Source organism: Photobacterium nomapromontoriensis (assembly GCF_050336815.1).
Lineage (GTDB): Bacteria > Pseudomonadota > Gammaproteobacteria > Enterobacterales > Vibrionaceae > Photobacterium > Photobacterium nomapromontoriensis.
This window is the reverse complement of sequence record NZ_JAKJSL010000021.1, coordinates 146,278-171,036: the sequence shown is the minus strand read 5'-3', so window position 1 is coordinate 171,036 and position 24,759 is coordinate 146,278. Positions and strand designations below refer to the sequence as shown.

Annotated in this window: 26 protein-coding genes; 9 read left to right on the top strand and 17 right to left on the bottom strand. The window is 49.4% G+C overall.

Annotation, left to right across the window (positions count from 1 at the left end; genetic code table 11):
• Nucleotides 1-154: 154 nt before the first annotated feature.
• Nucleotides 155-955 (bottom strand): FKBP-type peptidyl-prolyl cis-trans isomerase, encoded by an 801-nt coding sequence (gene fkpA / locus L4D12_RS07810; protein WP_428447262.1) that lies wholly within the window; start codon nucleotides 953-955, stop codon nucleotides 155-157.
• Nucleotides 956-1,151: 196 nt separating this feature from the next.
• On the opposite strand from fkpA, the gene L4D12_RS07805 reads away from it, so the two are divergent.
• Nucleotides 1,152-2,129, top strand: a complete 978-nt coding sequence (locus L4D12_RS07805) for a WD40 repeat domain-containing protein (RefSeq protein WP_428447261.1) — start codon at nucleotides 1,152-1,154, stop codon at nucleotides 2,127-2,129.
• Between the two features lie 4 nt (nucleotides 2,130-2,133).
• Complete coding sequence (locus tag L4D12_RS07800; RefSeq protein WP_428447260.1) at nucleotides 2,134-2,355, top strand: SlyX family protein; 222 nt, start codon at nucleotides 2,134-2,136, stop codon at nucleotides 2,353-2,355.
• Nucleotides 2,356-2,510: 155 nt separating this feature from the next.
• On the opposite strand, the gene slyD is transcribed toward L4D12_RS07800, so the two are convergent.
• The 4 genes from slyD to kefG all read right to left on the bottom strand — a co-directional run bounded on the left by slyD (nucleotide 2,511) and on the right by kefG (nucleotide 5,801).
• Nucleotides 2,511-3,077, bottom strand: coding sequence for a peptidylprolyl isomerase (gene slyD / locus L4D12_RS07795; RefSeq protein WP_428447259.1), 567 nt, complete (start codon nucleotides 3,075-3,077; stop codon nucleotides 2,511-2,513).
• Nucleotides 3,078-3,173: 96 nt separating this feature from the next.
• Nucleotides 3,174-3,392 (bottom strand): YheV family putative zinc ribbon protein, encoded by a 219-nt coding sequence (locus tag L4D12_RS07790; RefSeq protein WP_428447258.1) that lies wholly within the window; start codon nucleotides 3,390-3,392, stop codon nucleotides 3,174-3,176.
• A 38-nt stretch (nucleotides 3,393-3,430) separates the two neighbouring features.
• Nucleotides 3,431-5,242: a glutathione-regulated potassium-efflux system protein KefB gene (kefB, locus tag L4D12_RS07785; protein ID WP_428447257.1), complete on the bottom strand. Its 1,812-nt coding sequence runs from the start codon at nucleotides 5,240-5,242 to the stop codon at nucleotides 3,431-3,433.
• The gene (gene kefG / locus L4D12_RS07780) at nucleotides 5,235-5,801 is read right to left on the bottom strand and encodes a glutathione-regulated potassium-efflux system ancillary protein KefG (protein ID WP_428447256.1); all 567 of its coding nucleotides are present in this window, start codon (nucleotides 5,799-5,801) and stop codon (nucleotides 5,235-5,237) included. The genes kefB and kefG overlap by 8 nt, the downstream gene beginning before the upstream one ends.
• 219 nt (nucleotides 5,802-6,020) lie before the next feature.
• Here kefG and L4D12_RS07775 point away from each other — a divergent pair, with 219 nt between their 5' ends.
• The 4 genes from L4D12_RS07775 (at nucleotide 6,021) to L4D12_RS07760 (ending at nucleotide 10,358) form a co-directional block, all read left to right on the top strand.
• Nucleotides 6,021-7,943, top strand: coding sequence for an ABC transporter ATP-binding protein (locus L4D12_RS07775; RefSeq protein ID WP_428447255.1), 1,923 nt, complete (start codon nucleotides 6,021-6,023; stop codon nucleotides 7,941-7,943).
• 167 nt (nucleotides 7,944-8,110) lie between these two features.
• The gene (locus tag L4D12_RS07770; RefSeq protein WP_428447254.1) at nucleotides 8,111-9,106 is read left to right on the top strand and encodes a hydrolase; all 996 of its coding nucleotides are present in this window, start codon (nucleotides 8,111-8,113) and stop codon (nucleotides 9,104-9,106) included.
• Between the two features lie 84 nt (nucleotides 9,107-9,190).
• On the top strand, nucleotides 9,191-9,409 hold the full coding sequence (locus L4D12_RS07765; RefSeq protein ID WP_428447253.1) for a YheU family protein: 219 nt from the start codon (nucleotides 9,191-9,193) through the stop codon (nucleotides 9,407-9,409).
• Nucleotides 9,410-9,488: 79 nt separating this feature from the next.
• Nucleotides 9,489-10,358, top strand: a complete 870-nt coding sequence (locus tag L4D12_RS07760) for a phosphoribulokinase (RefSeq protein WP_428447252.1) — start codon at nucleotides 9,489-9,491, stop codon at nucleotides 10,356-10,358.
• Nucleotides 10,359-10,810: 452 nt separating this feature from the next.
• Here the strand turns inward: L4D12_RS07760 and L4D12_RS07755 are convergent, their stop codons facing one another.
• Nucleotides 10,811-11,215, bottom strand: coding sequence for an OsmC family protein (locus L4D12_RS07755; RefSeq protein WP_428447251.1), 405 nt, complete (start codon nucleotides 11,213-11,215; stop codon nucleotides 10,811-10,813).
• Nucleotides 11,216-11,496: 281 nt separating this feature from the next.
• Between L4D12_RS07755 and crp the strand changes: the two genes are divergently transcribed.
• Both crp and L4D12_RS07745 read left to right on the top strand, forming a co-directional pair.
• A complete protein-coding gene (gene crp, locus L4D12_RS07750) occupies nucleotides 11,497-12,129 on the top strand; it encodes a cAMP-activated global transcriptional regulator CRP (RefSeq protein ID WP_428447250.1) in 633 nt (210 codons plus the stop codon).
• Between the two features lie 216 nt (nucleotides 12,130-12,345).
• Nucleotides 12,346-12,534: a hypothetical protein gene (locus L4D12_RS07745; protein WP_428447249.1), complete on the top strand. Its 189-nt coding sequence runs from the start codon at nucleotides 12,346-12,348 to the stop codon at nucleotides 12,532-12,534.
• Between the two features lie 25 nt (nucleotides 12,535-12,559).
• Here the strand turns inward: L4D12_RS07745 and L4D12_RS07740 are convergent, their stop codons facing one another.
• The 8 genes from L4D12_RS07740 to rpe all read right to left on the bottom strand — a co-directional run bounded on the left by L4D12_RS07740 (nucleotide 12,560) and on the right by rpe (nucleotide 20,731).
• Complete coding sequence (locus L4D12_RS07740) at nucleotides 12,560-13,357, bottom strand: DUF1338 domain-containing protein (protein ID WP_428447248.1); 798 nt, start codon at nucleotides 13,355-13,357, stop codon at nucleotides 12,560-12,562.
• 43 nt (nucleotides 13,358-13,400) lie between these two features.
• Nucleotides 13,401-14,858, bottom strand: a complete 1,458-nt coding sequence (gene astD, locus L4D12_RS07735; protein ID WP_428447247.1) for a succinylglutamate-semialdehyde dehydrogenase — start codon at nucleotides 14,856-14,858, stop codon at nucleotides 13,401-13,403.
• An 11-nt stretch (nucleotides 14,859-14,869) separates the two neighbouring features.
• On the bottom strand, nucleotides 14,870-15,880 hold the full coding sequence (astA, locus tag L4D12_RS07730) for an arginine N-succinyltransferase (protein WP_428447246.1): 1,011 nt from the start codon (nucleotides 15,878-15,880) through the stop codon (nucleotides 14,870-14,872).
• Nucleotides 15,881-15,941: 61 nt separating this feature from the next.
• Complete coding sequence (locus tag L4D12_RS07725; RefSeq protein ID WP_428447245.1) at nucleotides 15,942-17,168, bottom strand: aspartate aminotransferase family protein; 1,227 nt, start codon at nucleotides 17,166-17,168, stop codon at nucleotides 15,942-15,944.
• Nucleotides 17,169-17,552: 384 nt separating this feature from the next.
• Entirely contained in the window at nucleotides 17,553-18,134 is a 582-nt protein-coding gene (locus L4D12_RS07720) for an aminodeoxychorismate/anthranilate synthase component II (RefSeq protein ID WP_428447244.1), read from the bottom strand.
• Nucleotides 18,135-18,256: 122 nt separating this feature from the next.
• Nucleotides 18,257-19,273 (bottom strand): tryptophan--tRNA ligase, encoded by a 1,017-nt coding sequence (trpS, locus tag L4D12_RS07715; protein WP_428447243.1) that lies wholly within the window; start codon nucleotides 19,271-19,273, stop codon nucleotides 18,257-18,259.
• 92 nt (nucleotides 19,274-19,365) lie between these two features.
• Nucleotides 19,366-20,055, bottom strand: a complete 690-nt coding sequence (locus tag L4D12_RS07710) for a phosphoglycolate phosphatase (RefSeq protein WP_428447242.1) — start codon at nucleotides 20,053-20,055, stop codon at nucleotides 19,366-19,368.
• A 1-nt stretch (nucleotide 20,056) separates the two neighbouring features.
• On the bottom strand, nucleotides 20,057-20,731 hold the full coding sequence (rpe, locus tag L4D12_RS07705) for a ribulose-phosphate 3-epimerase (protein WP_428447241.1): 675 nt from the start codon (nucleotides 20,729-20,731) through the stop codon (nucleotides 20,057-20,059).
• A 162-nt stretch (nucleotides 20,732-20,893) separates the two neighbouring features.
• On the opposite strand from rpe, the gene L4D12_RS07700 reads away from it, so the two are divergent.
• Nucleotides 20,894-21,100: a DUF2970 domain-containing protein gene (locus L4D12_RS07700; protein ID WP_428447240.1), complete on the top strand. Its 207-nt coding sequence runs from the start codon at nucleotides 20,894-20,896 to the stop codon at nucleotides 21,098-21,100.
• 26 nt (nucleotides 21,101-21,126) lie between these two features.
• On the opposite strand, the gene dam is transcribed toward L4D12_RS07700, so the two are convergent.
• From dam to aroB, 3 genes are all read right to left on the bottom strand, one after another.
• Nucleotides 21,127-21,951, bottom strand: coding sequence for an adenine-specific DNA-methyltransferase (gene dam / locus L4D12_RS07695; RefSeq protein ID WP_428447239.1), 825 nt, complete (start codon nucleotides 21,949-21,951; stop codon nucleotides 21,127-21,129).
• Between the two features lie 106 nt (nucleotides 21,952-22,057).
• Nucleotides 22,058-23,650 (bottom strand): AAA family ATPase, encoded by a 1,593-nt coding sequence (locus L4D12_RS07690; protein ID WP_428447238.1) that lies wholly within the window; start codon nucleotides 23,648-23,650, stop codon nucleotides 22,058-22,060.
• Nucleotides 23,651-23,664: 14 nt separating this feature from the next.
• Nucleotides 23,665-24,744 (bottom strand): 3-dehydroquinate synthase, encoded by a 1,080-nt coding sequence (gene aroB, locus L4D12_RS07685; RefSeq protein WP_428447237.1) that lies wholly within the window; start codon nucleotides 24,742-24,744, stop codon nucleotides 23,665-23,667.
• Nucleotides 24,745-24,759 lie beyond the last annotated feature (15 nt).

Genomic DNA, 24,759 nt, shown 5'->3' with positions numbered 1-24,759 from the left:
AAACTTGCTAGCAAGTTTATCAGATTTATGACAGGAGCCAGAACATTTCTAATGGTGTACGTGACTAGAATGAAAAAAAACCCAGCCAATGCTGGGTTTTTAATTCAATCACAAAATGTCGCTCTGTCACGACCACCCTGTCTTATCAGATAGATTACTGCGCCGCTGCCGCAGGCTGATCTGCATTCACAATATCTAGCAGCTCAACTTCAAACACGAGCGTTGAGTTGGCAGGGATGCTTGGATTAGCTTCTGAACCGTAAGCCAGTTGTGGTGGAATCACAAAAGTAAACGTCGAACCAACAGGCATCAACTGCACCCCTTCCGTCCAACCAGGGATCACTTGATTTAGTGGGAATGTTGCTGGTTGATTACGCTTATAAGAGCTATCAAACTCTGTACCATCTGTTAGCGTGCCTTTATAGTGAACCTGAACAGTATCCGTTGCAGATGGTTTCGCACCATTGCCTTCTTTATCGATATGGTAAAGCAGACCAGATTTAGTCTCTACCACACCGGCTTTTTTGGCAAACTCTGCACGGAACTCATCGCCCGCTTTAATGTTTTTCTCTGCTTCGGCTTTAGCTTTTTCTTGAACAATTTTTGACACACGCTGATCCAGCGCCTGTAATGTCTGTTGAGTTTCTTCTGGTGTTAGTCGGCTGTCGCCTGCAAACACATCACTTACACCAGCCAGAACTTGCTGACGGCTAAGATCCAAACCCAATTCTTTTTGTTGATCCAGATTTGCGCTCAAGTACTGCGCCAAAGATGCACCAATTGCATAAGCGGCTTTATCATCTTCTGTTGCAAATGTTGCTGGTGCAGCTTCAGCGGCGACCTGCTCTACTTTTGCAGGTTCTACTGGCTTTGTGTCTGCCTTTTTTTCATCCTGGCAGCCAACTGCAAGTAGAATAGTGGCAGCTAAAATAGACATCTTTAGAACAGGTTTCATGTATTTCTCCATCATTTTTACTGAGGGAATGCCTCAATTTTGTAATCGGCTTTCCTTCACTAGTATGAAAAGCACTTTAGATAAATATACTAGGGATACTACCCTTATAGTCACCTTATTGATTAACTGCAAGTCAGTGAATTAATAAGGTTATAGCATAATGGTTACTTAGCATAACCAGGCGGAACCAGACTTTATGCCTTTAAAAAGATCCGTGTTCAGCTTCATTTTGGCACTTTTCCTCCTCACCGGCTGTTTTTTTTCCGGCTCGGAGCAACAGCGCTGGGAGCTCGCACCCGAAGGAACCACCAGCTTCAGCCTTAGCCGAGAGGGTCGCTTTGCTCTTTATCACTCAGCCGTACAAGGTATCGTGCTGTGGGATTTACAGCAAAACAAAAAGTTAGCTGATTTTGGTTCTCAAGACCCACATCACAATACAGTACTCTTCAGCCACTTTTCAGACAACAGTCAATATGCGATCACCACAACCGCACAGAACTTTGCCGTCTGGGATCTTGCATGGGGGCAATCCAAAGGGCTGTGGTCTATATCTGATGGGATCATTCGCGATGCTGCGGTATCGAATAATGGCCAGCAGGTGATCCTTGGTCTTTCTAATGGCAAAGCATTGTACGTCGACTTGGGCAGCGGAAGGCGGCTAGAGTTCCTCGCTCACCGAGAAAAAGTCAATTCCGTCGCCCTATCCGCCAATGGTCACTATGCCCTTTCCGGCGGCAATGATCATATCGCCTACCTGTGGGATACCCGCAATGGCCAGATCCTCTATCAATTTAAGCACACCAAGCGGATCAGTCGAGTCGCACTACAACGCGATGGTTTGTTGGCAATGACAGCCGATGGTGGGAACGATATTTACATCTGGAATTTAAACACAGGTGAGAAGCAAGCCCAATTAACAGTCAGGCTTCGCCAACAAAATTTGTCCAGTGCGCGTTTTTCGAATGATGGACGGCAGCTTGCGACGGGGACACCCGCTCGACGTATAGAGCTATGGGATACCGCAACCGGGGATAACCTTGGTCGTTGGGAAGCAGCGCCACAACAAGAGACTCGACCCCCTGCTGCGGTGGTGTATGATGTCGCCATTACTCCTGACGGTCAGGTGATCTCAGGAACATCAGCAGGTATCGCCCAACAGTGGACGACGGAATAACGCAATGACAGAATTCGAACAACTACAAGCCCGCATTGACGAGCTAGAGATGAAACAGGCATTTCAAGAACAAACGATCGACGATCTCAATCAAGCCCTAACAGCCCAACAGTTCATGATTGACAAAATTCATACGCAGATGAAATTTATGGTGGGCAAAGTCAAAGGCATGGAACCAAGCAATATGGCCAGCGAGTCCGAAGAGACACCGCCGCCGCATTATTGATCAGAGGTTCGAGGTTCGAGGTTCGAGGTTCGAGGTTCGAGGTTCGAGGTTCGAGGTTCGAGGTTCGAGGTTCGAGGTTCGGTATGATAACGCCTAAAAAAATAAAAAAGGAAGCCGAGGCTTCCTTTTTTTATTCATGTCACACGCAGATGACATTAGTGTGAGCAGCCACAGCCGCCTTTTTCTTCGCCGCCACAGCAGCCATCTTCATCACCGTGGTCGTGATCGCCACAACCGCCGCCGCCACAGCAGCCGCCTTCCTGATGTAGGTGACCATGCTCGATTTCTTCTTCTGTCGCTTCACGTAGAGCAACGACTTCCGCAGAGAATGTCAACGTTTGGCCAGCTAGCATATGGTTAGCATCAACCACAACAAAATCGCCGTCTACTTCTGTCACTTCTACAGGGATTGGACCCTGATCAGTATCAGCAAGGAAGCGCATACCCACAGTGATCTCGTCTACACCCTGGAAAACGTTAGCAGGAACACGCTGAACCATTTCGTCTTCGTACTCGCCATATGCGTCTGCAGGAGCAACGGTCACTTCAAACTTGTCGCCAGCTTCACGGCCTTCAAGCGCAGTTTCTAGACCTACAATCAGGTTATTATGACCATGTAGGTAATCAAGTGGTACATCAGTTGTAGCCTGATCAACCACAACACCATCTTCGGTCTTCACTTGGTAAGCTAAGCTTACTACGATGTCTTTAGCGACTTTCATGTTTACTCCAATATTGAACTGGGTATCAAAGGTATTCGTCCGCATGATACCGGATAATGGTACCTTGATGCCAATATTCTCTTTCGGGACTTCATCTCACCCCTTGTCGTCTGGCTTAAAGATCCCAATAACGTGTTGTTTGGTTTGCAAAGAAAGTTGTTGGCTTTGTTCAACCGACTGCGGAACACGCACATCGCGATAGCCACATTCAACACACTCAACCTGCTCCACGTCATGTTTCTGCCGCCAGCGTAACCGATCCTGACAATGGCAAGACGGACACGTTGCACCAGCAATAAAACGTTTTTTTACCATCCAATTTGCTCCTTGCTCTTGCATCACGCCAGCGGTGATCAACGCTCATCCCAGCCATTATGACGATCCCGCTCGCCACGCATTTCACGATCGAAGATATCTTCTAGCTCCTTACGCGCTTCTCGAGAACGCGTGGCCAAATGCACATCCTCTGAATGTTGTGGTAATAAATCTCGTAATGCGGTGGTATCTAACTTACGAAAATGCGCCTCAGCACGCCTCGCCTGATAAGGATGCATACCTAATGAGATAAGGGCTTGTCGTCCTAAATCAAGGGCACCGGCGAACGTTTCTCGTGAGAAATTCTCAACCCCGTGACTCAGTAACTGATGCGCTTCCACCCGGCTTCTTGCTCGGGCCAGCACGTTTAACTGAGGAAAATACTGCTGGCACAAGATCACCACTTCCATTACCTCATCAGGATCATCGGTGCAGATAATGATAGCCTCTGCCTTGTCTGCCCCTGCGGCTCGGAGTAAATCCAGTTGGGTGGCGTCGCCGTAATACACTTTGTAGCCAAACTTACGCAAAAATTGAATTTGACTCGGGTCGCGTTCCAATACCGTGACCCGAATTTTATTCGCAAACAGCAGTCGTCCCACTATCTGACCAAAACGACCAAAGCCGGTAATAATCACTCGCGGTTGCCGATCGACCACATCACTTTCTAGAGTCTGTTCGGTTTCGGCTTTAAAACTACGAGCGAACCATTTTTCCTGCAACAGCAACAACAATGGCGTTGTCATCATCGATAGGCTCACCACCACCAATAAGAAGGCGGACAGATCGCGTCCCAATAACCCTTCCCCCAAGGCGGCAGTAAATAGAACAAAGGCAAATTCTCCGCCCTGACTCAAAATGGCGGCCATCTGACTGCGTGATTTTGCCCGGATCCCAAACGCTCTCGCCAAGCCATAAAGCAACAGTCCCTTGATACTGATCAGCGCAACCACAGCCAAAATAATTTGCAGCGGGTACGCCAGCAATAACCCAAGATTAACTGCCATCCCAACCGAGATAAAAAACAAGCCAAGCAATAACCCTTTAAACGGCTCGATAGCAATTTCCAATTCATGGCGATATTCGCTTTCAGCCAATAACACTCCCGCCAAAAAAGTACCGAGTGCCATGGATAACCCTAACGATTGCATACCAAGCGCAATCCCGATCACCAGCAACAGCGCCGCCACGTTAAATAGTTCACGCACTCCACTCAGCACCACCCAGCGGAACAATGGCCGCAGTAAAAAATGCCCGCCCACTAGTAAAGCGGCAATCCCCCCCAGCATCCAACTTAAATCAATCCAACTGCCACCTCCGCCCCCAGCGAGCACTGGTAGGATCGCCAGCATCGGGATCACGGCAATATCCTGAAACAGCAATACCGCAAAACCAGCCTGACCGGTCTCACTGCCATCTAACCCCTGCTCTTCAATCACTCGTAGAGCAATCGCAGTAGACGACAACGCCAATCCCATCCCAACCACTAAGGCATCTCGCCAACTGATCATCGGAAACCATGACTGACACGCCAGCACTATCGCAGCGATCACCAAACTGGTAACGACGACTTGCCCTCCGCCTAATCCGAGAATCGGCCCTCGCATCTGCCACAATTTTTTAGGATTCAGCTCCAGTCCAATCAGAAAGAGTAATAACACTACCCCAAATTCCGAAAAATGGAGGATCGCATCAACATCGGAGATCAGCCGCAATCCCCATGGACCAATGGTGATACCTGCAAGCAAATACCCCAATACCGAACCTAACCCTAGCCGCTGAGCAATAGGCACCGCCACTACGGCAGCCGCCAAAAACACCACGCTGACCGACAAGACATCACTAACCATCTGCCGCCTCCTCAATACCCGCTAATGGCTTAGCCAACCACTGCCGATACTGCCGGGCATGTGCTAATCGCTCAGCCAGCGGCACTCGCCGGGCCCAGTGTAGTATGAGCGGCGGCAACCATGTCATGCGACACAGCGCGGCACAAAGCTCAAAAGGGCGTAAGATTTCCTCTATCGAACAGCGGTTATAACCGTCCGGGGTATACGCTTCCGCAGCGCCGCCAGTGGTGATCACCGAACGCCAATACTTCCCCCGCGTCTGATTGCCCTCACCATGAGCAAAACCTTTACTTAAGACCACATCCATCCACTCCTTGAGCAAGGCCGGACAAGAATACATATACAGGGGATGCTGAAAAACAATTACATCATGCCCATCGACTAACGCTCGCTCAGCCGCGGCATCAATAAAGAAATCAGGATAGGTGGCATAGAGATCATGCACCGTGACATGCTTGAGGCCCTCAATCGCCTCAAGTATGTCACGGTTAGCCACCGAGAGATGGGGATCCGGGTGGGCATAAATCACCAGCACCCGTGGCGCTCCATTAACGGTCATAGCAATCCTTGGTACAAGCTGAAAATACGCCATCAGCGTAACGTTACAAGTTATATACATATAATACATAATTGCAGCAAAATAGGTTCAATTAATCCCCCCGTCGTGACAAGGGCAACAGACCACTCCTGCATTAGCAGTCCCTGCCGCTTTGGGGTAGACTCCGCACATATTCTGGCATTTTGTATTTTGCGGAGCGGGGCCTCCCCGGCACAGTTAATGATCACATTTTCGGATATCCAACTTTTACGCGGCGGAAAAGTCCTGCTCGATCAGGCTACAGCCACCATCCACCCAGGCGATAAAGTGGGCCTTGTGGGTAAAAATGGGTGTGGTAAGTCCACCTTATTTGCCCTGCTTAAGAATGAACTGAGTGTTGATGCGGGCAGTCACCAATTTCCGGCCAACTGGGAATTGGCCTGGGTTGCTCAAGAGACACCTGCGCTTGAGCGCGAAGCCATGGAATATGTCATTGACGGTGACCGCGAATACCGCCAACTGGAAGCCGAGCTGGCGGCCGCCGAACAAGCCGATAATGGCACCAAAGTGGCAGAGCTGCACGGCAAGCTGGAAGCCATTGGCGGCTACAGTATCCGCGCCCGTACCGCAGAGCTACTTGATGGTCTGGGGTTTTCACAGGAGCAGATGCAATGGAATCTGACTCAGTTTTCCGGTGGCTGGCGAATGCGTCTGAACCTCGCCCAGGCACTGCTGTGCCGTTCAGATCTACTACTGCTCGATGAGCCGACGAACCACCTCGATCTGGATGCTGTGATGTGGTTGGAAAAATGGCTTCAGAACTACCGCGGTACCCTGGTATTGATCTCCCATGACCGTGATTTCCTCGATCCTGTTGTCAACCGTATTGTCCATATCGAAAACCAGACAATGAACAGCTACACCGGCAACTACTCATCCTTCGAGAACCAACGTGCCGAGAAACTGGTGCTGCAGCAGGCTATGTACCAAAAGCAACAAAAGCAAATGACGCACATGCAGTCATATATCGATCGATTCCGTTACAAGGCGAGCAAAGCCCGTCAGGCTCAGAGCCGAATCAAAGCACTGGAACGCATGGAGCAAGTACTGCCCGCACAATTTGATAATCCATTCAGCTTTGAGTTCCGCGAGCCTTCCGCACTACCGAACCCAATATTGATGATGGATCATGTTGCCGCAGGTTATGATGACAATATTATTCTCGAAAAAATCCGTCTGAATCTAGTGCCGGGTAGCCGGATCGGTCTACTGGGGCGTAACGGTGCGGGTAAATCAACCCTAATCAAAATGCTGGCCAACGAATTACCAGCCAAAGCAGGGGAACTCAGCTACTCGCAAGGGGTGAAAATTGGTTACTTTGCCCAGCACCAGCTCGAAACACTGTACCTAGATGACACGCCAGTGCAGCACATGACCCGTATCGCCCCGACCTCTACCGAACAGCAGTTACGTGATTACCTTGGCAGCTTCGGCTTCCTTGGTGACAAAGCACTGGAAAAAGTCGGTCCGTTCTCGGGTGGCGAAAAAGCCCGTCTGGTATTGGCGCTGATCGTCTGGCAACGTCCGAACCTCTTACTACTCGATGAACCAACCAACCACCTCGATCTGGATATGCGTCAGGCACTGACTTTCGCCTTGCAATCTTATGAAGGAGCGATGGTGATCGTCAGCCACGACCGTTACCTATTACGTGCCACCACCGATGATCTGTATCTGGTCCATGACCACAAGGTTGAACCGTTTGATGGTGATCTGAATGACTACCACAAATGGCTGACTGAACAGCAGCGTAACGAACGACGTGAATTACAGGCCTGCAAACCAGAGACCACTAAAGAGAACAGCGCCGCCTCACGCAAAGAGCAGAAACGCCTCGACGCTGAGTTCCGTAAACTGACTGCACCGCTACGCAAGCAGATTGAGAAACTCGATAAGCAAATGGAAGAGCTAGGTGCAACATTAGCCGATGCCGAAACCCAATTATCAGATGTCACCATCTATGAAGCAGACAATAAAGCACGGCTTAATGAGCAATTGAAGCGTCAGGCGGCTGCAAAAAATGAACTCGAAGAGGTCGAAATGGACTGGATGGATCTGCATGAGCAGATCGAGGCCATGGAAGCGGAATTTACCCAGAACTAACTGCTAACAAGAAACGCCTATTCACCCCACACTGCCTTAGCCACTGCGGGTAATGTGGGGTGACATCTACAGGCAAATCCGGCGTTCCCCCCAAAAGCTCATAGACGCAATAGAAAACCAACCACTATTATTGGTAGGTTAAAACACGTTGCGCATAAGGACCCACAATGCCCCCGTTTGAACCAGCCCGTGGGCTAGGTAATGCTCACCTGCAAACACTGTTGCCCCGATTGCTTCGCCGTAAGCCTCTATTCACGCCGATTACTCAACGGGTCAACACACCGGACGACGACTTTCTCGACATTGCCTGGACAGCTTCACCGACTGCATATCAAGCCACTCAACCAGTGATGATCCTGTTTCATGGCTTGGAAGGGAGTTTTCATAGCCCATATGCCAACGGTTTATTGTATGCCGCGAAGCAAAAAGGCTGGCTTGGCGTCATGATGCATTTTCGAGGCTGCAGCGGGGAAATGAACCGCCAGGCCCGCAGTTATCACTCTGGGGAAACCAGTGACGCACGTTTTTTCATTCAATGGGTTCGTCGACAATTTCCTGACTCTCCGTTGTTCGCCGTCGGCGTTTCTCTCGGGGGGAATATGTTAGTCAATTACTTAGCCGAATACGGCGAAGACAGTGAACTCTGTGCCGCCCAAGTGATTTCGCCCCCGCTTGATCTCAATGCCTGTTCAGAGCGAATCGAACAAGGATTTTCAAGGGTCTATAAGCAATATTTACTCCGTTCGATGAAGAGAAATATCAGCAAAAAAATTCGCTTTCTACCCAACGCCCTGCCGCTGGATCAATCCGCTATTGAGTCCATTAGCACCTTACGCCAGTTTGACGATCTGATCACCGCACCTTTGCATGGCTATCAAGATGCCCATGATTATTATCAACGCTGTAGTGGTTTACGGCGATTACATCAGGTCACAATACCACTACGGGTGATTCATGCTAAAGATGATCCCTTCATGACTCATGACGTGATCCCCTCACAACCTTTACCTGATCATATCGAATATCATCTCAGCCCTAACGGTGGCCATGTCGGTTTTCTAACCGGATCATGGCATAAACCTACCTTCTGGCTTGAAATGACAGTGCCGGCTTGGTTTGCTCCTTTTACAATAACCAGAAGTAAATGGCGCTTATCTCGCTAGCAACTACTTGCCATTAACGTCATCAACCACTGATAATAATGTTATCAGTGGTTAATCCCTCCCCTAGAGCGGTAAACATTTAGTATGATCATTCCTTGGCAAGACATCGCACCAGAAACTCTCGATAACCTGATCGAGCATTTTGTCCTACGAGAAGGTACCGACTACGGTGAACATGAAAAAACCTTAGAACAAAAAGTCCAGCATGTTCGGCAACAGCTCACTCAGGGAGAAGCTGTAGTCATCTATTCCGAATTACATGAATCGGTAGATATTAAGCTTCGGCAAGATCTCAATTTCTAATCATTGATAAGACTTACACTTGATTTAACCGCAACATTTTGTTAATAACTCATCGTTAATCTTAACGACAGGGTTTGTCATGTCTGCAAAACATCCAATTATTGCAGTAACAGGATCTTCGGGGGCTGGCACATCCACTACCTCCGAAGCTTTTCGCAAGATGTTCAATATGATGGGCATCAATGCAGCTTGGCTGGAAGGTGACAGCTTCCACCGCTTTACTCGACCCGAGATGGATGTTGAAATCCGCAAAGCGAAGGAACAAGGCCGGCATATTAGTTATTTTGGCAATCAGGCCAATGACTTCCCCTTGCTGGAAACCTTCTTCCGCCAATATGGCATTGATGGCAGCGGTCAATTCCGCCGTTATCTTCACACCTTCGATGAAGCTGTGCCTTATAACCAGATGCCGGGGACTTTTACCCCCAGCCAGCAGCTGCCGGAAAATACCGACGTTTTATTTTATGAGGGTCTTCATGGTGGCGTGGTCGACGGTGAAACCAATGTGGCGCAGCATGTTGATTTACTGATCGGCATGGTGCCGATCGTGAACCTTGAGTGGATTCAGAAGATTGTCCGTGATACCCGCGATCGTGGACATTCCCGCGAAGCGGTAATGGAATCCATTGTCCGTTCGATGGACGACTACTTAAATTATATTACACCGCAGTTTTCCCGCACTCATATCAACTTCCAGCGCGTACCGACGGTTGATACCTCTAACCCGCTCAGTGCCAAAGCCATCCCCAGCTTAGACGAAAGTTTTGTGGTGATCCGCTTTCGCGGTATCAAAAATGTCGACTTCCCCTACCTACTCGCCATGATCCAAGGCGCATTTATGTCACGTCACAACACGCTAGTAGTCCCCGGGGGGAAAATGAGCTTTGCGATGGAGCTGATCATGCGCCCGTTGATCCAACAGCTGATCGATACCGGGAAGATCGGATAAGCAAAAAGTAAAGCAGGGGCGAGGAAAAGAAGAGTAGGAACTAGGTAAAGCAGTTAAAAGCGGAAAATCAGGGACTAGGGACAAGGAAGAGCGGAAAAGCAAAAGATATGTGGTCCTGTGGTCCTGTGGTCCTGTGGTCCTGTGGTCCTGTGGTCCTGTGGTCCTGTGGTCCTGTGGTCCTGTGGTCCTGTAAGCAGGAGCGAGGGACGAAAGAGTGTAAAGGAAAAAGAACGAATTCTGAGACTCTACCCCAGCTTTTATTCCGCTCTTACCCATAGGGCCTTAGGATCGCTTTTGCTCTTCCGCTTTTAAACCGCTCTTCCTCGGAACTCGTCCCTCGAAACCCGTACCTAAATCTTGATCTACCCATAGGACCATAGGTTCGCTTTTCCCCATAGCTCCGCTCTCGCCCTTCCGCTCTTCCTCCAAACTCGTCCCTCGCCCCTGATCTATTACGCCTCAACCACCTCATACGAATGCGTCATCTCAACCCCTTCACCCAGCATCAAGCACACCGAACAGTACTTTTGCAATGAATCAGACACCGTCTTTGCCACGACTGATGCATCCAAATCAACGCCTGTCACCACAAAATGCAAATTCGCTGAGGTAAAAATACGGGGCGCCTGCTCGCGGCGAACCGAACTGATCTGTGCCTCACAAGCGGTAATTTTCTGCCCGGCAGATTTCAGACCATCCACCACATCCACCGAGCTGCAGCCGCCCGCCGCCATTAATACCAATTCCATCGGACTCGGCGCTTTTTGGCCGCCATTTCCATCCATAACGACACTGTGTCCCGAATTTGACTGCCCAAGGAAGGTCATGCCTTCGACCCATTTCACGCGTGATTGCATTGCTTTCTCCTTACAACTTTTGAGGTAATTTCGTACTATCTAACAACTGTGTGATCATGTGCACACTTATGAGTAAAAAATGGCCATTTCAGATAGATCAATATCAAGAAAAACGTCCCGAAAAAAGATAAACTCTGATGTAATTATTCACGTGAGCTTGCAGCCCAGCGGTTGACTGAATATCCTAAACGGCGAACTACATTATTGTTAGGCCCAGCCTCAAACTTATCTTATAGGGACGTCGTTGTTGGGCAACAAACGCAGCAGAGGAAGTTAGTAATATGGTTCCAGGTAAACCTCAAACAGATCCAACTCTTGAGTGGTTTCTTTCCCATTGCCACATTCATAAATACCCGTCAAAGAGTACGTTAATTCATGCGGGTGAAAAAGCGGAAACGCTTTACTACATTGTTAAAGGTTCTGTTGCTGTCCTGATCAAGGATGAAGAAGGCAAGGAGATGATCCTGTCTTACCTCAACCAAGGTGACTTCATCGGTGAGCTAGGTCTTTTCGAAGAAGACCAAGAGCGTACTGCTTGGGTTCGAGCGAAAACACCTTGCGAAGTGGCTGAAATTTCATTTAAGAAATTCCGTCAGCTAATTCAGGTTAATCCAGATATCTTGATGCGTCTTTCTGCTCAGATGGCCAACCGCCTTCAGGTGACTAGCCAGAAAGTTGGAGATCTTGCATTCCTCGATGTGACTGGCCGTATCGCCCAGACATTATTGAATTTGGCTAAACAGCCTGATGCAATGACGCACCCAGATGGTATGCAGATCAAAATCACACGACAAGAGATCGGCCAGATCGTGGGTTGTTCTCGTGAAACTGTGGGTCGCATCCTGAAAATGCTGGAAGAGCAGAATCTCATTTCTGCCCACGGTAAAACAATCGTCGTGTACGGTACGCGCTAAGCTAACCATCACCACGAAAAACAAAAAGCCGCAATTGAAGTGACCCCCTTTAAATTGGACATTTCAAATATGCGGCTTTTTGCTTATGTGACAAAAGTATACTTTCACCTTCAAATTCTCGACTTCCTCACTGTTTTTCCGCTTGTATTCTCAATGCCCAATGCTACATTGTGCATATGGACTATACACTGACATTGACAACAGGAAATCACCGATATGGATATCGAGCGCTTCTCCCCTCATCGTGCCCCTTTCGGCTCTGTGATCATCGCGCCACTCCCCTCAACGGTCGAAATGACAGGATTTAGCGGCAGCCGCCATTACCTTGAACAACAAGAAACGGTCAGGCACGGCACACTCGGGCAAAACCTTGATATACCACTACTGGACGGCCTTAACGGCTAGGCAGTTTTCACACAACTTCGGCTCGCTATTTATTGGTACTTTCAAAAATTTTATCGGCAGAAGCCTCAACAAACCCACGATAAAGCTCACCGTCAACTGTTGTTGGGTAACGTTTGGCAAATTCATAAAAGCCCCCAGGGACCACGTAAACGCCATCACTAAACCCGACCTTGACATGATCGGCCATTGTTGACGATTGCTCCAGCATTACTGTGGGGCTACCTTTTACAGCGCCACCAGACTCATTGATAGTAAAACCATTGTGGAGCAGCAGATGGTTCACCTCGGCCACTTCTGTAAACTGCTCTAAATGATTAATACTAACAGTAAAATGATTGGCACCAAATCCATGTGCAGCAAGCCAGCCTGCATACTCGCTTTCAGCATACAACAGCTCATAGGTTGCGTAATCCAGACTCCATAATCGCCCACCATAAAGAAAGGTCGGATCACGCATGGCCGACTCCGGCACCTGCTCAATCAAGTCTCGTACCGTCTGCTGAAACAGCGAGCTAAACTGGCCGACCAACAGTTCACTGATAAACACTTTTGGGGCTAATGGATCAGGATGCTCAAAGTGCTCGGCATACAACTTCTTGTCTTCAAAGTGGTATTCTCCACAAGGCTTATAGCCTATCGCAATGAACGGGGCTGCCAGCCGATCCAAACCAACCGCTGGCAGATTAAATGTCCGCAAGGCAATGTGATCGTTATACAGTGGTTCCTCTTCTGTCAGCAGGTCATGGATCTGAGCTGCTGATGGACACAGGCGCTGGACATAATCCTGCCACAAACCTTCAAATAATTGCGCTACCCTTTCCATCTGTTTATCCCCGCTATTCAAATGCAGATTACTCACAACCGGACTAGAGATCGATCCCCGGTGCTAGTTGAGTCGGTAGTTCAGGTTGCTCCCCCTCCATTGAGGCCATAGGATACGCACAGTAGTCCGCGGCATAGAATGCACTCGGTCGTAGGTTGCCGGATGCGCCAGGGCCCCCAAATGGAGCATCACCACTCGCCCCCGTTAACGGACGGTTACGATTCACAATCCCAGCCCGGATCTGCTCAATAAAGTATTGCCACTCACTGTCATCGGTCGACACCAAGCCAGCCGATAACCCATAACGCGTCTGATTCGCCAACTCAACGGCCTGCGTCAAATCGTCATACCTCACCACTTGCAGTAATGGGCCAAAATATTCCTCATCCGGTAAGTCGGCAATCGGGCTAACGTCGATGATCCCGGGGGTAACAAGCGCGCCATGGCCACGCGTTGCTGCCAATAAGGCATTTCCGCCTAACATAATCAAATGCGCTTGCGCGGCAATGATGCGATCTGCTGCTTCAGCTGAGATTTGTGGCCCCATAAAGGGGGCGGGCTCATCAAATGGGCCGCCAACCCGAATGTTCCGTGTCAGTGCCAATAACCGCTCCAGTACGCGATCTCCTGCCTCGCCAGAAGGCAGATATAAACGGCGAGCACAGGTACAGCGCTGCCCTGCACTGATAAAGGCTGACTGAATAATAGTGTAGACAGTCGCATCGAGTTCGCCATAATGACGCGAGATCACCATCGGGTTATTCCCGCCCATTTCGAGGGCGAGCATCTTGCCCGGCTGTCCTGCAAACTGATAGTGCAACAAATGGCCGGTGTTAGCACTGCCGGTAAACAGTAAGCCATCAATACCTGCCGACCCCGCAAGGGCCTCTCCTGTCGTCCTCCCTCCCTGCACCAGATTGATCACCCCGTCAGGCAAGCCAACGCATTGCCACAGCTTCATGGTCTCTTCTGCCACTTTGGGCGTCAAATCAGACGGCTTAAATACCACGGTATTCCCGGCGAGCAGCGCAGGAACAATATGGCCATTGGGTAAATGCCCCGGGAAGTTATACGGTCCAAACACGGCCATCACTCCCAATGGTCGATGACGCAGCACGGCTTGTGTGCCCGCAACCTCTTTCTGCCTTTCCCCCGTACGCTCATGATAAGCCCGCAATGACAGCGCGATTTTACCTACCATTGCCATCGCTTCGGTGCGGGTTTCCCATAATGGCTTTCCCGTCTCTTCAGCTATCACTCTGGCTAACGATTCAGAATTATCCTTCACCAATTTGGCAAAACGCTCAATGATGGCCTGACGCTCACTGAACGGGCTCTGACGCCAGCTAATTAATGCCTGACGAGCACTGAGCACCGCCTGTTCAACCTGCTCGGTGGTGGCCGCCTGAGCCTGCCACACAACATTGCCGGTAAACGGGTCTAGCGACTGCATCGTTTCCCCTTTACCCGCTAACCATTGTCCTGCAATCCACTGCGTCATTATTCCTCTCCTTATTGACTGATCAACCGTACCTCGTCGCCATGCTGAACCTGAAGGAGCGCGGCCATTGAGGCTGAAATCACCGCCTTCTGCTTGATAATATCTACCTTACCGACAACCGCTCGAAAATGACAAAATGAGGTATTACTAATTATACAATGCGTGCCGAGAAGTGGTTCACCGATGACGACCTTGCACAGTTGAGAGTGACGTACTGATTCAATATTGCGAACATCGCATTCAACCGTTGGTCCGGCATCGAAAATATCGACATATCCCCGGCAACTGAATCCTTCATGTTCCAGCAAGCGCAGCGCAGGGCGGGTATTGTCGTGTACCTCTCCTATCACAGCCTGCGCCTCCGGGCTGAGTAAGTTGACATAAATTGGCAATTTGGGCATCAGATCAGCAATAAAGCCTTTTTTGCCAATCCCAGCCAAGTAATCTGCCAGAGTGAAATCAATCGAAAAGAAATGCGCCTTCAGCCAATCCCAAAACGGCGAGTTACCTGCCTCATCAGACACCCCTCGCATCTCCGCAATCACGGTTTTCGCAAAACGTTCAGGATGTTGGGCCATCATCAGAAAGCGGCACTTGGACAACAGCCGGCCATTGAGCCCCTGCCGCCATTCTGGTCTAAGGAATAGGGTACAAAGCTCACTGGCTCCGGTGTAATCGTTGCCAAAAGTCAGCACTTTTACCACATTATGGACATTGAGGCGGCAGGAGGAATGCACCACCGTGCTCAAATGGTAAGTATAAAAAGGCGCATCAAGGCCAATAGCGGCTTCAATCGCCGTTGTTCCGGCGATCTCACCGGTCGAACTGTCTTCCGCGACCATCAAATACCCTTCGAGACCAGGCTCGGTCACTGTCTTGGCAAAGCTCTCCTCGGAATGCAGGATCCTGCGGGCAAGGATCTCTTCGTTAACCGGAAGTGATGTAAAACCGAAGCCTGACTCTTGAGCACACTGCATCAGCGCCGGTAGATCAGCGGTGGTAATTGGGCGTATAACCAGCATCGCTCTCCCTCCATAGGCCATCGCCGCGAGCGCAGCCCGCGACACTGGCTGTATAAGCTAATTAATGATGGGCTTCTTCATACAACTTGGCGATAGCCCGTTCCAGACGAGCCATACCGTCATCGACATCAGCCTTACTGATCACCAACGAAGGCGTAAAGCGCACCACATCAGGGCCAGCCACTAGCACTAGCAGCCCCTCATCGCCTGCTGCAAGCAGGATATCACGCGCTCGTCCCTGCCATTTGTCATTAAGCGCTGCACCGAGTAATAGCCCTTTACCCCGGATTTCGGTAAACACCGAATACTTGGCATTGATCGCTTCCAGTGCCTCTCGAAACCACGTTTCCCGTAATGTGACTCCAGCTAACACCTCGGGTTTTGTCACTTCGCTGATCACCGCTTCTGCCACGGCACACGCGAGTGGATTGCCGCCATAAGTCGAGCCATGGGTGCCCACTTTGAAATGCGCGGCCAGTGCCGTCGTTGTCAACATCGCGCCAATGGGAAAACCGCCACCCAACGATTTTGCCGTACTCAAGATATCGGGGATCACTCCCAGCCCTTGATAAGCATAAAAATCGCCGGTACGGCCATTACCGGTCTGTACTTCATCAAAGATCAGCAACACATTGTGCTGATTACACAGCTCGCGCACACCGTGAATAAACTCTGCCGTTGGCGATACAATGCCACCTTCCCCCTGAAGTGGCTCAATCATGACCGCACAGGTACGTGCCGAGATGTGACTCGCCAGCGCATCCAGATCATTGTAAGGCAGGTGGGTAATATCGCCCGGCCGAGGGCCAAAGCCATCTGAGTAAGCAGGCTGACCTCCCACTGTCACCGTGAAAAAGGTCCGGCCATGGAATCCTTGCTGGAAGGCGATAATTTCAGATTTTTCTGCGCCAAAGGTATCGGCGGCATAACGGCGGGCAAGCTTCAAGGCGGCTTCATTGGCTTCTGCACCGGAGTTAGCAAAAAAAACTTTTTCTGCAAAACAATTGTCAGTAAGCAACCTTGCCAGTCGCAGCGCAGGCTCATTGGTCATCACATTACTCACATGCCAAAGCTTTTCAGCCTGCTCCTTGATGGCATTCACCATCAACGGATGACAGTGACCAAGGCAGCTCACCGCAATCCCACCAGCAAAATCAACATATTCACGACCGTCCTGATCCCATAACCGCGATCCATCCCCTCTGACCGGAATGATCGGCATGGGGGCGTAGCAAGGTACCATAACTTCATCAAATAGCAGACGATCAACCTTGAGTTCCTTTGCCATTCTCGTATCCCTCTCTCTATTTCTGCCTAAACACAGTATTTACATATTATTAACCAATGCCAATAGCTGATTATCATTTTATTGATCTCAACTGATTAGCCAATCTCCCACCGGGAACATAGTTATGCATTTATAATGGGATTTTATTAATACCGTAACATGGAAGAGTCTCTTTCCTATCAGGAATGAAATAGCTGATATAGTGCTGGTCGCGCGTATTCATCTGTCAGGCTTTAACTTGCAATCACGAGAGGAGAAAACCTATGGCGGAGATCTAAAATGACAGGGTAATAACACCCAAAAGACATCAGGAAAAAAAACAGAAAGGAAGGAACAAGAGACAAAAATGGCAGCGTTATCCCCTGCCATCATGAGAGTGGATTATTAAACACGACGGCGGAGGAAGTTCGCCAATAACCGGTGTCCCTGCTCAGTCAGAATACTTTCCGGATGAAACTGCACCCCTTCAATCGGCAGTGTTTTGTGGGCGATCCCCATAATTTCATCACGCTGCCCATCACGCTCCGTCCATGCCGTGATCGCAAAACAGTCAGGCAAACTCTCTTCTTTCACGATCAACGAATGATAACGCGTCACCGTCAATGGGTTATTTAAACCAGAAAAGACACTACTGTCATTATGCGTTATCCGCGAGGTCTTACCATGCATCACTTTTTGGGCTCGAACCACTTCACCACCAAAGACCTGAGCAATCGATTGATGGCCTAGACACACTCCCAAGATCGGTAACTTACCGGCAAAATAACGAATTGCCTCCAGAGAAATGCCTGCTTCGTTGGGCGTACAAGGGCCAGGCGAAATCACTAAATGTGAAGGAGCTAACGCCTCAATCGCCGCGATATCGATCTCATCATTACGCACGACCTTCACCTGTGCGCCCAGCTCGCAAAAATACTGATAAAGGTTATAAGTAAACGAATCGTAGTTATCGATCATCAATAGCATAAATACAGCCGCTCCCTGAAAAATACAGCGGCTATTTTGCAACAGGCCCAGAGAAAGGCAAGCGATGGCGAAAAAAAACCGGCCTGTCAGCCGGTTTCTGTCATTCGCTGTTTAGCAGGCAGTTATGGGCGCGCCACAAAACCCACCGCTTCATAAGCCTGCTTCAAGGTGATCGCTGCACGCGAAGAGGCTTTTTCAGCACCGGCTTTCATGACACTATCCATGTAAGCACGATCTTCGCGAATACGGCGGTATTCCGCCTGAATCGGCTCCAGCATAGCAACCAATGCTTCACCGACATCCTTCTTGAACGGACCGTACATTTCAACACCGTGATACTGCGCTTCAATCTCCGCAAAAGACAGACCCGTTGCCGCGGAGTACAAGCCCATCAAGTTAGCGATACCGGCTTTATTTTCAATATCATGAGCAATACGCGGCGGTGTTTCAGCGTCTGTTTGTGCTTTGTTGATTTTCTTGATGATCGACTTCGGATCTTCCAGCAGGGTGATCACGTTTTTACGGTTATCATCCGACTTCGACATTTTCTTCGTGGCATCTTGCAGGCTCATCACTCGAGCATTCACGGTTGGAATGTAAGGTTCTGGGACCTGAAAAATCGGTTGTTCTGGGCTATACAAATTATTGAAACGCGTCGCGATATCTCGCGCCAATTCCAAATGCTGCTTTTGATCATTACCTACCGGCACCTGATGCGCACCGTACAATAGGATATCGGCAGCCATCAGCACTGGGTAACCAAATAACCCCGCATTCACATCGTTAGCATAACGGGCAGATTTGTCTTTAAACTGAGTCATACGGCTCAGTTCACCCATCTGGGTATAACAGTTCAGTAACCAGCCCAGCTGAGCGTGCTCAGGAACATGAGACTGAACAAACAAACTACTCTTCTTCGGATCCACTCCGACAGCAAGACAAATGGCTAATGCATCAAGCGTCGCTTCATGTAGAGCCTTCGGATCCTGACGGACGGTAATTGCGTGCAAATCAACGACACAGTACTGGCAATCATAATCATCCTGCATCTGTTCCCACTGACGCAGCGCACCCAGATAGTTACCAATACTTAATTCACCTGAAGGCTGGACGCCACTTAATACAATGGGTTTAGTCATGATGAGAATTTTCCTCTGTCATTTAACGAAGCAGCGGCATCTCGCCGCTGACTGAATATCAACACTGTCGCTTTGCCTACAGGCCAAGCGTACTAGCTGTCTAGTTTAACCACTTCTACCAATTGACTAAAGTGATCCAGCACAATATCGGGATCACTCGCACTAATTGGCTGGCCATAGTTGTAGCCATAGGTGAGTCCAACAACATAACATGCTGCGGCTTTCGCCGCCAAGATGTCATTGCGTGAATCGCCAACCATCAACATTTCACAGGCTGACAATTGATGCTTATCAAGCAACCAGTTGAGAGCGAAAGGATCCGGCTTTTTCAGCGGGAAGGTATCGCCACCAATCACGTCGACAAAATAATCGGCAATACCGTGTTGCGCCAGTAGATGTGGCACAAATTGAGCTGGCTTATTGGTGACGATCGCCATTGGCAGTCCAGCACCATAGAATGTCGCCAGCGTTTCCTTAACCTCTGGATACAGATCGCTCTTCTGATGCCCCCCTGCTTCATAGTAACTATCAAACAATTGGCGAGCCTCTCGGTGCACGGCAGGATCGAGTTCGGGATCGATCGTCTGGCTCTGACTTAGGGCACGACCAATCAGAATATCAGCGCCATTACCAATCCAAGTGGTGACCTGCTCAATCGTGACCCCAGGACGACCCAATGCTCGCATGGCTTTATCTGCGGCATCAGCCAGATCGGGTACGCTGTCTAACAGCGTACCATCGAGATCAAATGCAATAAACTTAATACCGTCAAATGGGATCATCTTAACGCTCTACCTTGGCCAGCTCAGCGCGCATCTCATCAATCACGGCTTTGTAGTCAGGCTGACTAAAAATCGCAGAGCCCGCGACAAACATATCTGCACCCGCCGCGGCGATTTCGCGAATATTATCCACCTTCACCCCACCATCAATTTCAAGACGGATGGAGCGGCCTGATGCATCAATACGTTTGCGTACTTCACGCAGTTTATCCAGCGTAGTCGGAATAAATGATTGACCACCAAACCCTGGGTTGACCGACATCAACAAGATCATGTCAACCTTGTCCATGATGTAATCCAAATAGTGCAGCGGTGTTGCCGGATTAAAGACGACGCCAGCCTGACAGCCATTCTCTTTGATCAGCTGCAGAGTGCGATCAAGGTGCTCTGAGGCCTCCGCATGCACGGTGATCATGGTCGCGCCCGCCTTGGCGAAATCAGGAATAATACGATCCACTGGCTTCACCATCAGGTGAACATCAATCGGCGCAGTAATACCGTAGTCACGTAGCGCCTGACAGATTGGTGCACCAAATGTCAGGTTAGGGACATAGTGGTTGTCCATCACATCAAAGTGCACAACATCGGCACCGGCAGCCAATACTTTCTCAACATCTTCACCCAAGCGAGCAAAGTCTGCAGATAGAATAGATGGTGCGATCAAAAAGTCCTTCATGTTCAGCCTCTATACGGTATTTACCAAAACGGTATCAGAAATCGGCGCAATTCTACCCGATCCCAAATCCGATGTCTTAATCGATTTATTTATCATACCCGTGATAACACCATCCGGGAAAATGGAATCGAACTATATTCAAAGAAGCACGGAGGGACAGTTATGGAGCAACAGAAGAAACCATCGACCACCAAAGCCAATGTTATAAAGAGTATTGCGGGGGCACTTCTTGGAGTGCAATCAGAACGTAACCGGGAGATTGATTTCAGTCAGCGTACACCACTACCGTACATCGTGGTGGGTATTATAGCGATCGCACTCTTTGTCGGGATACTGGTGGCAATCAGCCAATGGGTGACTGCCACGTAACATCGCATGCATACGATATAGAAGATTTAAGCGTTCGGGGATTTGAATAGTGCGAGTAATTCATCCACTTTATTGCGGCCACTACCATTACGGCTGATCGTACGTTTAACCTTCACTACTGACAAGTCTGCACCATGATATAAGCGACGGGTTAGCGTCGTATCATGGTTAGAAATCAAGACGGGAATATCCCGCTCAAGTGCAGCCCGTTCCGCCACATCGGCCAATGCTGCTTGATCATCAAGGCTAAATCCATTACCGGCATAAGAGGTAAAGTTAGCCGTACTCGATAACGGGGCATAAGGTGGATCGCAATAAATCACACACCCTTTACGGGCACGAGAAAATGTTTGCTGGTAACCTTCACAAACAAAAGTGGCACGCTTGGCTTTCTCGGCAAAGAAGTACATCTCAGCTTCCGGGAAATACGGCTTTTTGTAGGAACCGAAAGGCACGTTAAAGCCACCTTTCTTGTTATAACGGCATAATCCATTAAAACCATGACGATTCATGTATAAGAAATACAATGAACGTTGATACGGATCGTCAGTATTATTGAAGGCTTCGCGAATTTTTAAATATTCTTCTTTGCGGTTGTAGGCCGGCGTGAACAACTCTCGTACATCCTTGATGTACTGTTCTGGCTGCTCTTTAAGAATATTATAAAGGTTAATCAAGTCCGGATTGATATCGGCCAGTAAGTACTGTTCGAAATCAGTATTGAGAAAAACCGAACCCGCCCCGACAAAAGGCTCAACCAATTTACGCGCAGGTGGCAGATGGCGTTCAATTTCCTCAACCAGAGAATACTTCCCCCCAGCCCATTTCAGAAATGCACGATGCTTTTTCATTCAGCTGACCACCAATACCTACGTTGTAACGAAAGGTGGCGGATTATACACCCTTTCATACCGTTCCTGATACCGTTAACAGGGAAATATATCTACGATAAGGTGGTTATTTTGCTCGATTCATTTCCCGGTGGATCTGCTGATACGATTTTACCCAAGGCTGCAATGCCTGCAACCGCGCGGGAAGACGTGGTTCTGCTTTTCGGGCAGCAAGCACATTCTTATAGTTCCCGGTCACAATGATGAACCATGGTTCGCCGTTACGCCGGGTTTGATACACCGTAGCGTGCGTCGCGATCTGATACTCATCAATAAACTCATTGGCCGCCGTCAAGGATTTCATTGCAGCCAGTTGCAACGCATAGTGTTGAGCTGGGATCTCTCGCAACCCCGCGCCGAGCTCAACAGTGGACGTTGTGGCCTGTTCTGGTTCAGGCATCGGACTTAACGCCGCTTCTACGATCTTATTAACAGCTGTGCTCTCGGGGGTAACGGGAGTCACAGAGGGAGCAGCAACGTCATCACCATCATCAACCACTAGCATTGCAGGTTCCGATGCTGTGGCTGAGTGAGCTTCAGCGATACCTTCAGGTTCACCAATCTGCTGAGCAACGGCCTGTTCACCCGTTCCGCCCAACTCTTGTTCATCGATCATCGCATCAACAACCGTCGAGGGCACCACCACTCGCGGATTGTCATCACTGCGCCCGACAGTCAGTCCCTCCAGAGACACCTCGGGGGGCAAACTATGGCTATCATCCTGAGCGGTATCCGTCGTTAAGAGTGTTTCGCTCTCGTTCGGGTCATCCACTGCCTGCGATACATCACCAATCGCTTGTTCAACTAACGTCTGAGTATCGGGTACCGCGCTATCATTTAATGCGGTCGACATTTCCCGCTCATTATTGAGCGGGTTGGATGTCAGTGGTATAAACCACCAAGCAATTGCACCTATTATCAATACAACCAGTATCGCCAACACCATCACTGATGCTGGTCGGCGCGATATATTATCAGCCATATCCTTATGTTCCCCACACTCCAATTTAACCAACGCGCCCGGTAACGGCGTACAGTCTATTGCCTGCTCTCGTATCCACCGCCGGGCCTTCGCATCAAGCGGTTTATCCATCACTCTCTTTTCTATGAATGTTTGCGCTTCATGCTCTGTCAGTTCGCTAATTTCTAACTCCAGCGGCGCAGCCCCCTGACCATGAGCAATCTGGCGAAGGAATTTATCCAATCGACCTGTATGGCTAAAAAGCAACACATTAATCTGCCATCCTGACGTATTGCGAGCGTGCTGGACTAATGCCCACAGTTCAGCAAGTACTATCGGACTGAGAAGATGGGCGTCATCAACCACAATAAGCGCATTAACCGAATAGGAACCCAGCATTCGCTCGATACTCTGTTGAATCGGATCTTGCTCATTAAACACCGCTCTGGGGGCTAACTGCTGGAGAATAAAAGCACGGTGCTGACTGTCGCTTTGGTTCGGATGACACAGCAGCAAAGCCTGCTGGCCCGATCCGGCCCAACGTTCAAGATAACGCTGGGAAAGCCAAGTCTTACCCGCCCCCTCGACGCCAGTTATCTGAATAAGATTGGAACTAAAACGGGTAAGAAACTGAAGACGTGATAACAACTGAATTTGGGATTCAAGTTCCAGAGCATGAAGATGAGTGTCAGTACCCATGAACGCCTACAGTATTATGCTGAAATTGCACGTCGTAACGTCGCCTCAGGCACACCCGCGACAACCTCTGCACATCCAATCGCTGTTGGTAAAATAAGTCGCAACTGTCCAGACAATACTTTTTTGTCGCGCATCATGTGTTTCAGGTAGGCATCAAAATCCATCTCGGCAGGCCCTTGGACGGGGAGGTTGGACAACTTAAGTAAACGAATAATACGTTCAACATCTGTTGCCTCAATCAATCCCATAAACTGCGCACAACGGGCGGCCTGCACCGTACCAGCAGCAACGGCTTCACCATGTAACCAATTTCCATAGCCCATTTCAGCCTCAATCGCATGACCGAACGTATGCCCAAGGTTAAGCAAGGCTCGCACGCCGGATTCCTTTTCATCCGCCGCCACAACATCGGCTTTAATCTGGCAACAGCGACTGATGGCATAATTCAATGCATCACTATTTAGCGCCTGTAATTTAGCCACATTAAGCTCAAGCCACTCAAAAAACTGACGGTCAGCTATAATGCCGTATTTGATCACCTCGGCCATCCCTGCCGCAAACTCACGTGCAGGTAAGGTGTTGAGGCAAGTATTATCAATGATCACTGCTTTGGGCTGATAGAAAGCCCCCACCATGTTTTTACCAAGTGGGTGATTGACGGCTGTTTTGCCGCCGACAGACGAATCTACCTGCGATAACAACGTAGTTGGAACCTGAATGAAATCAACCCCTCGCTGAAAACAAGCGGCCGCAAAGCCCACCACGTCACCAATTACGCCCCCGCCTAACGCAACGATTACCGTATCGCGGCCATAGTTGCCTTCCAGTAGGTACGTCATAATTTGATTAAAGGTATCAAGTGTTTTGTATTGCTCACCATCAGGCAGGACCAACAATGCCACCTCGCAAGCTAGAGAACGAAGCGTTCCCATCACTTGCTCGGCATACAATGGCGCGACGGTGTCATTGCTGATCACCACAACACGTCGAGTTGCAGAGATCACAGAGGTGAATAGCGCCGGGTTAGTAAATAACTCGGCGCCAATTGAGATTGGGTAACTTCTGTCCCCGAGGTTGACGTTGATCCGTTCCATGGCCCGCTCTCTCTT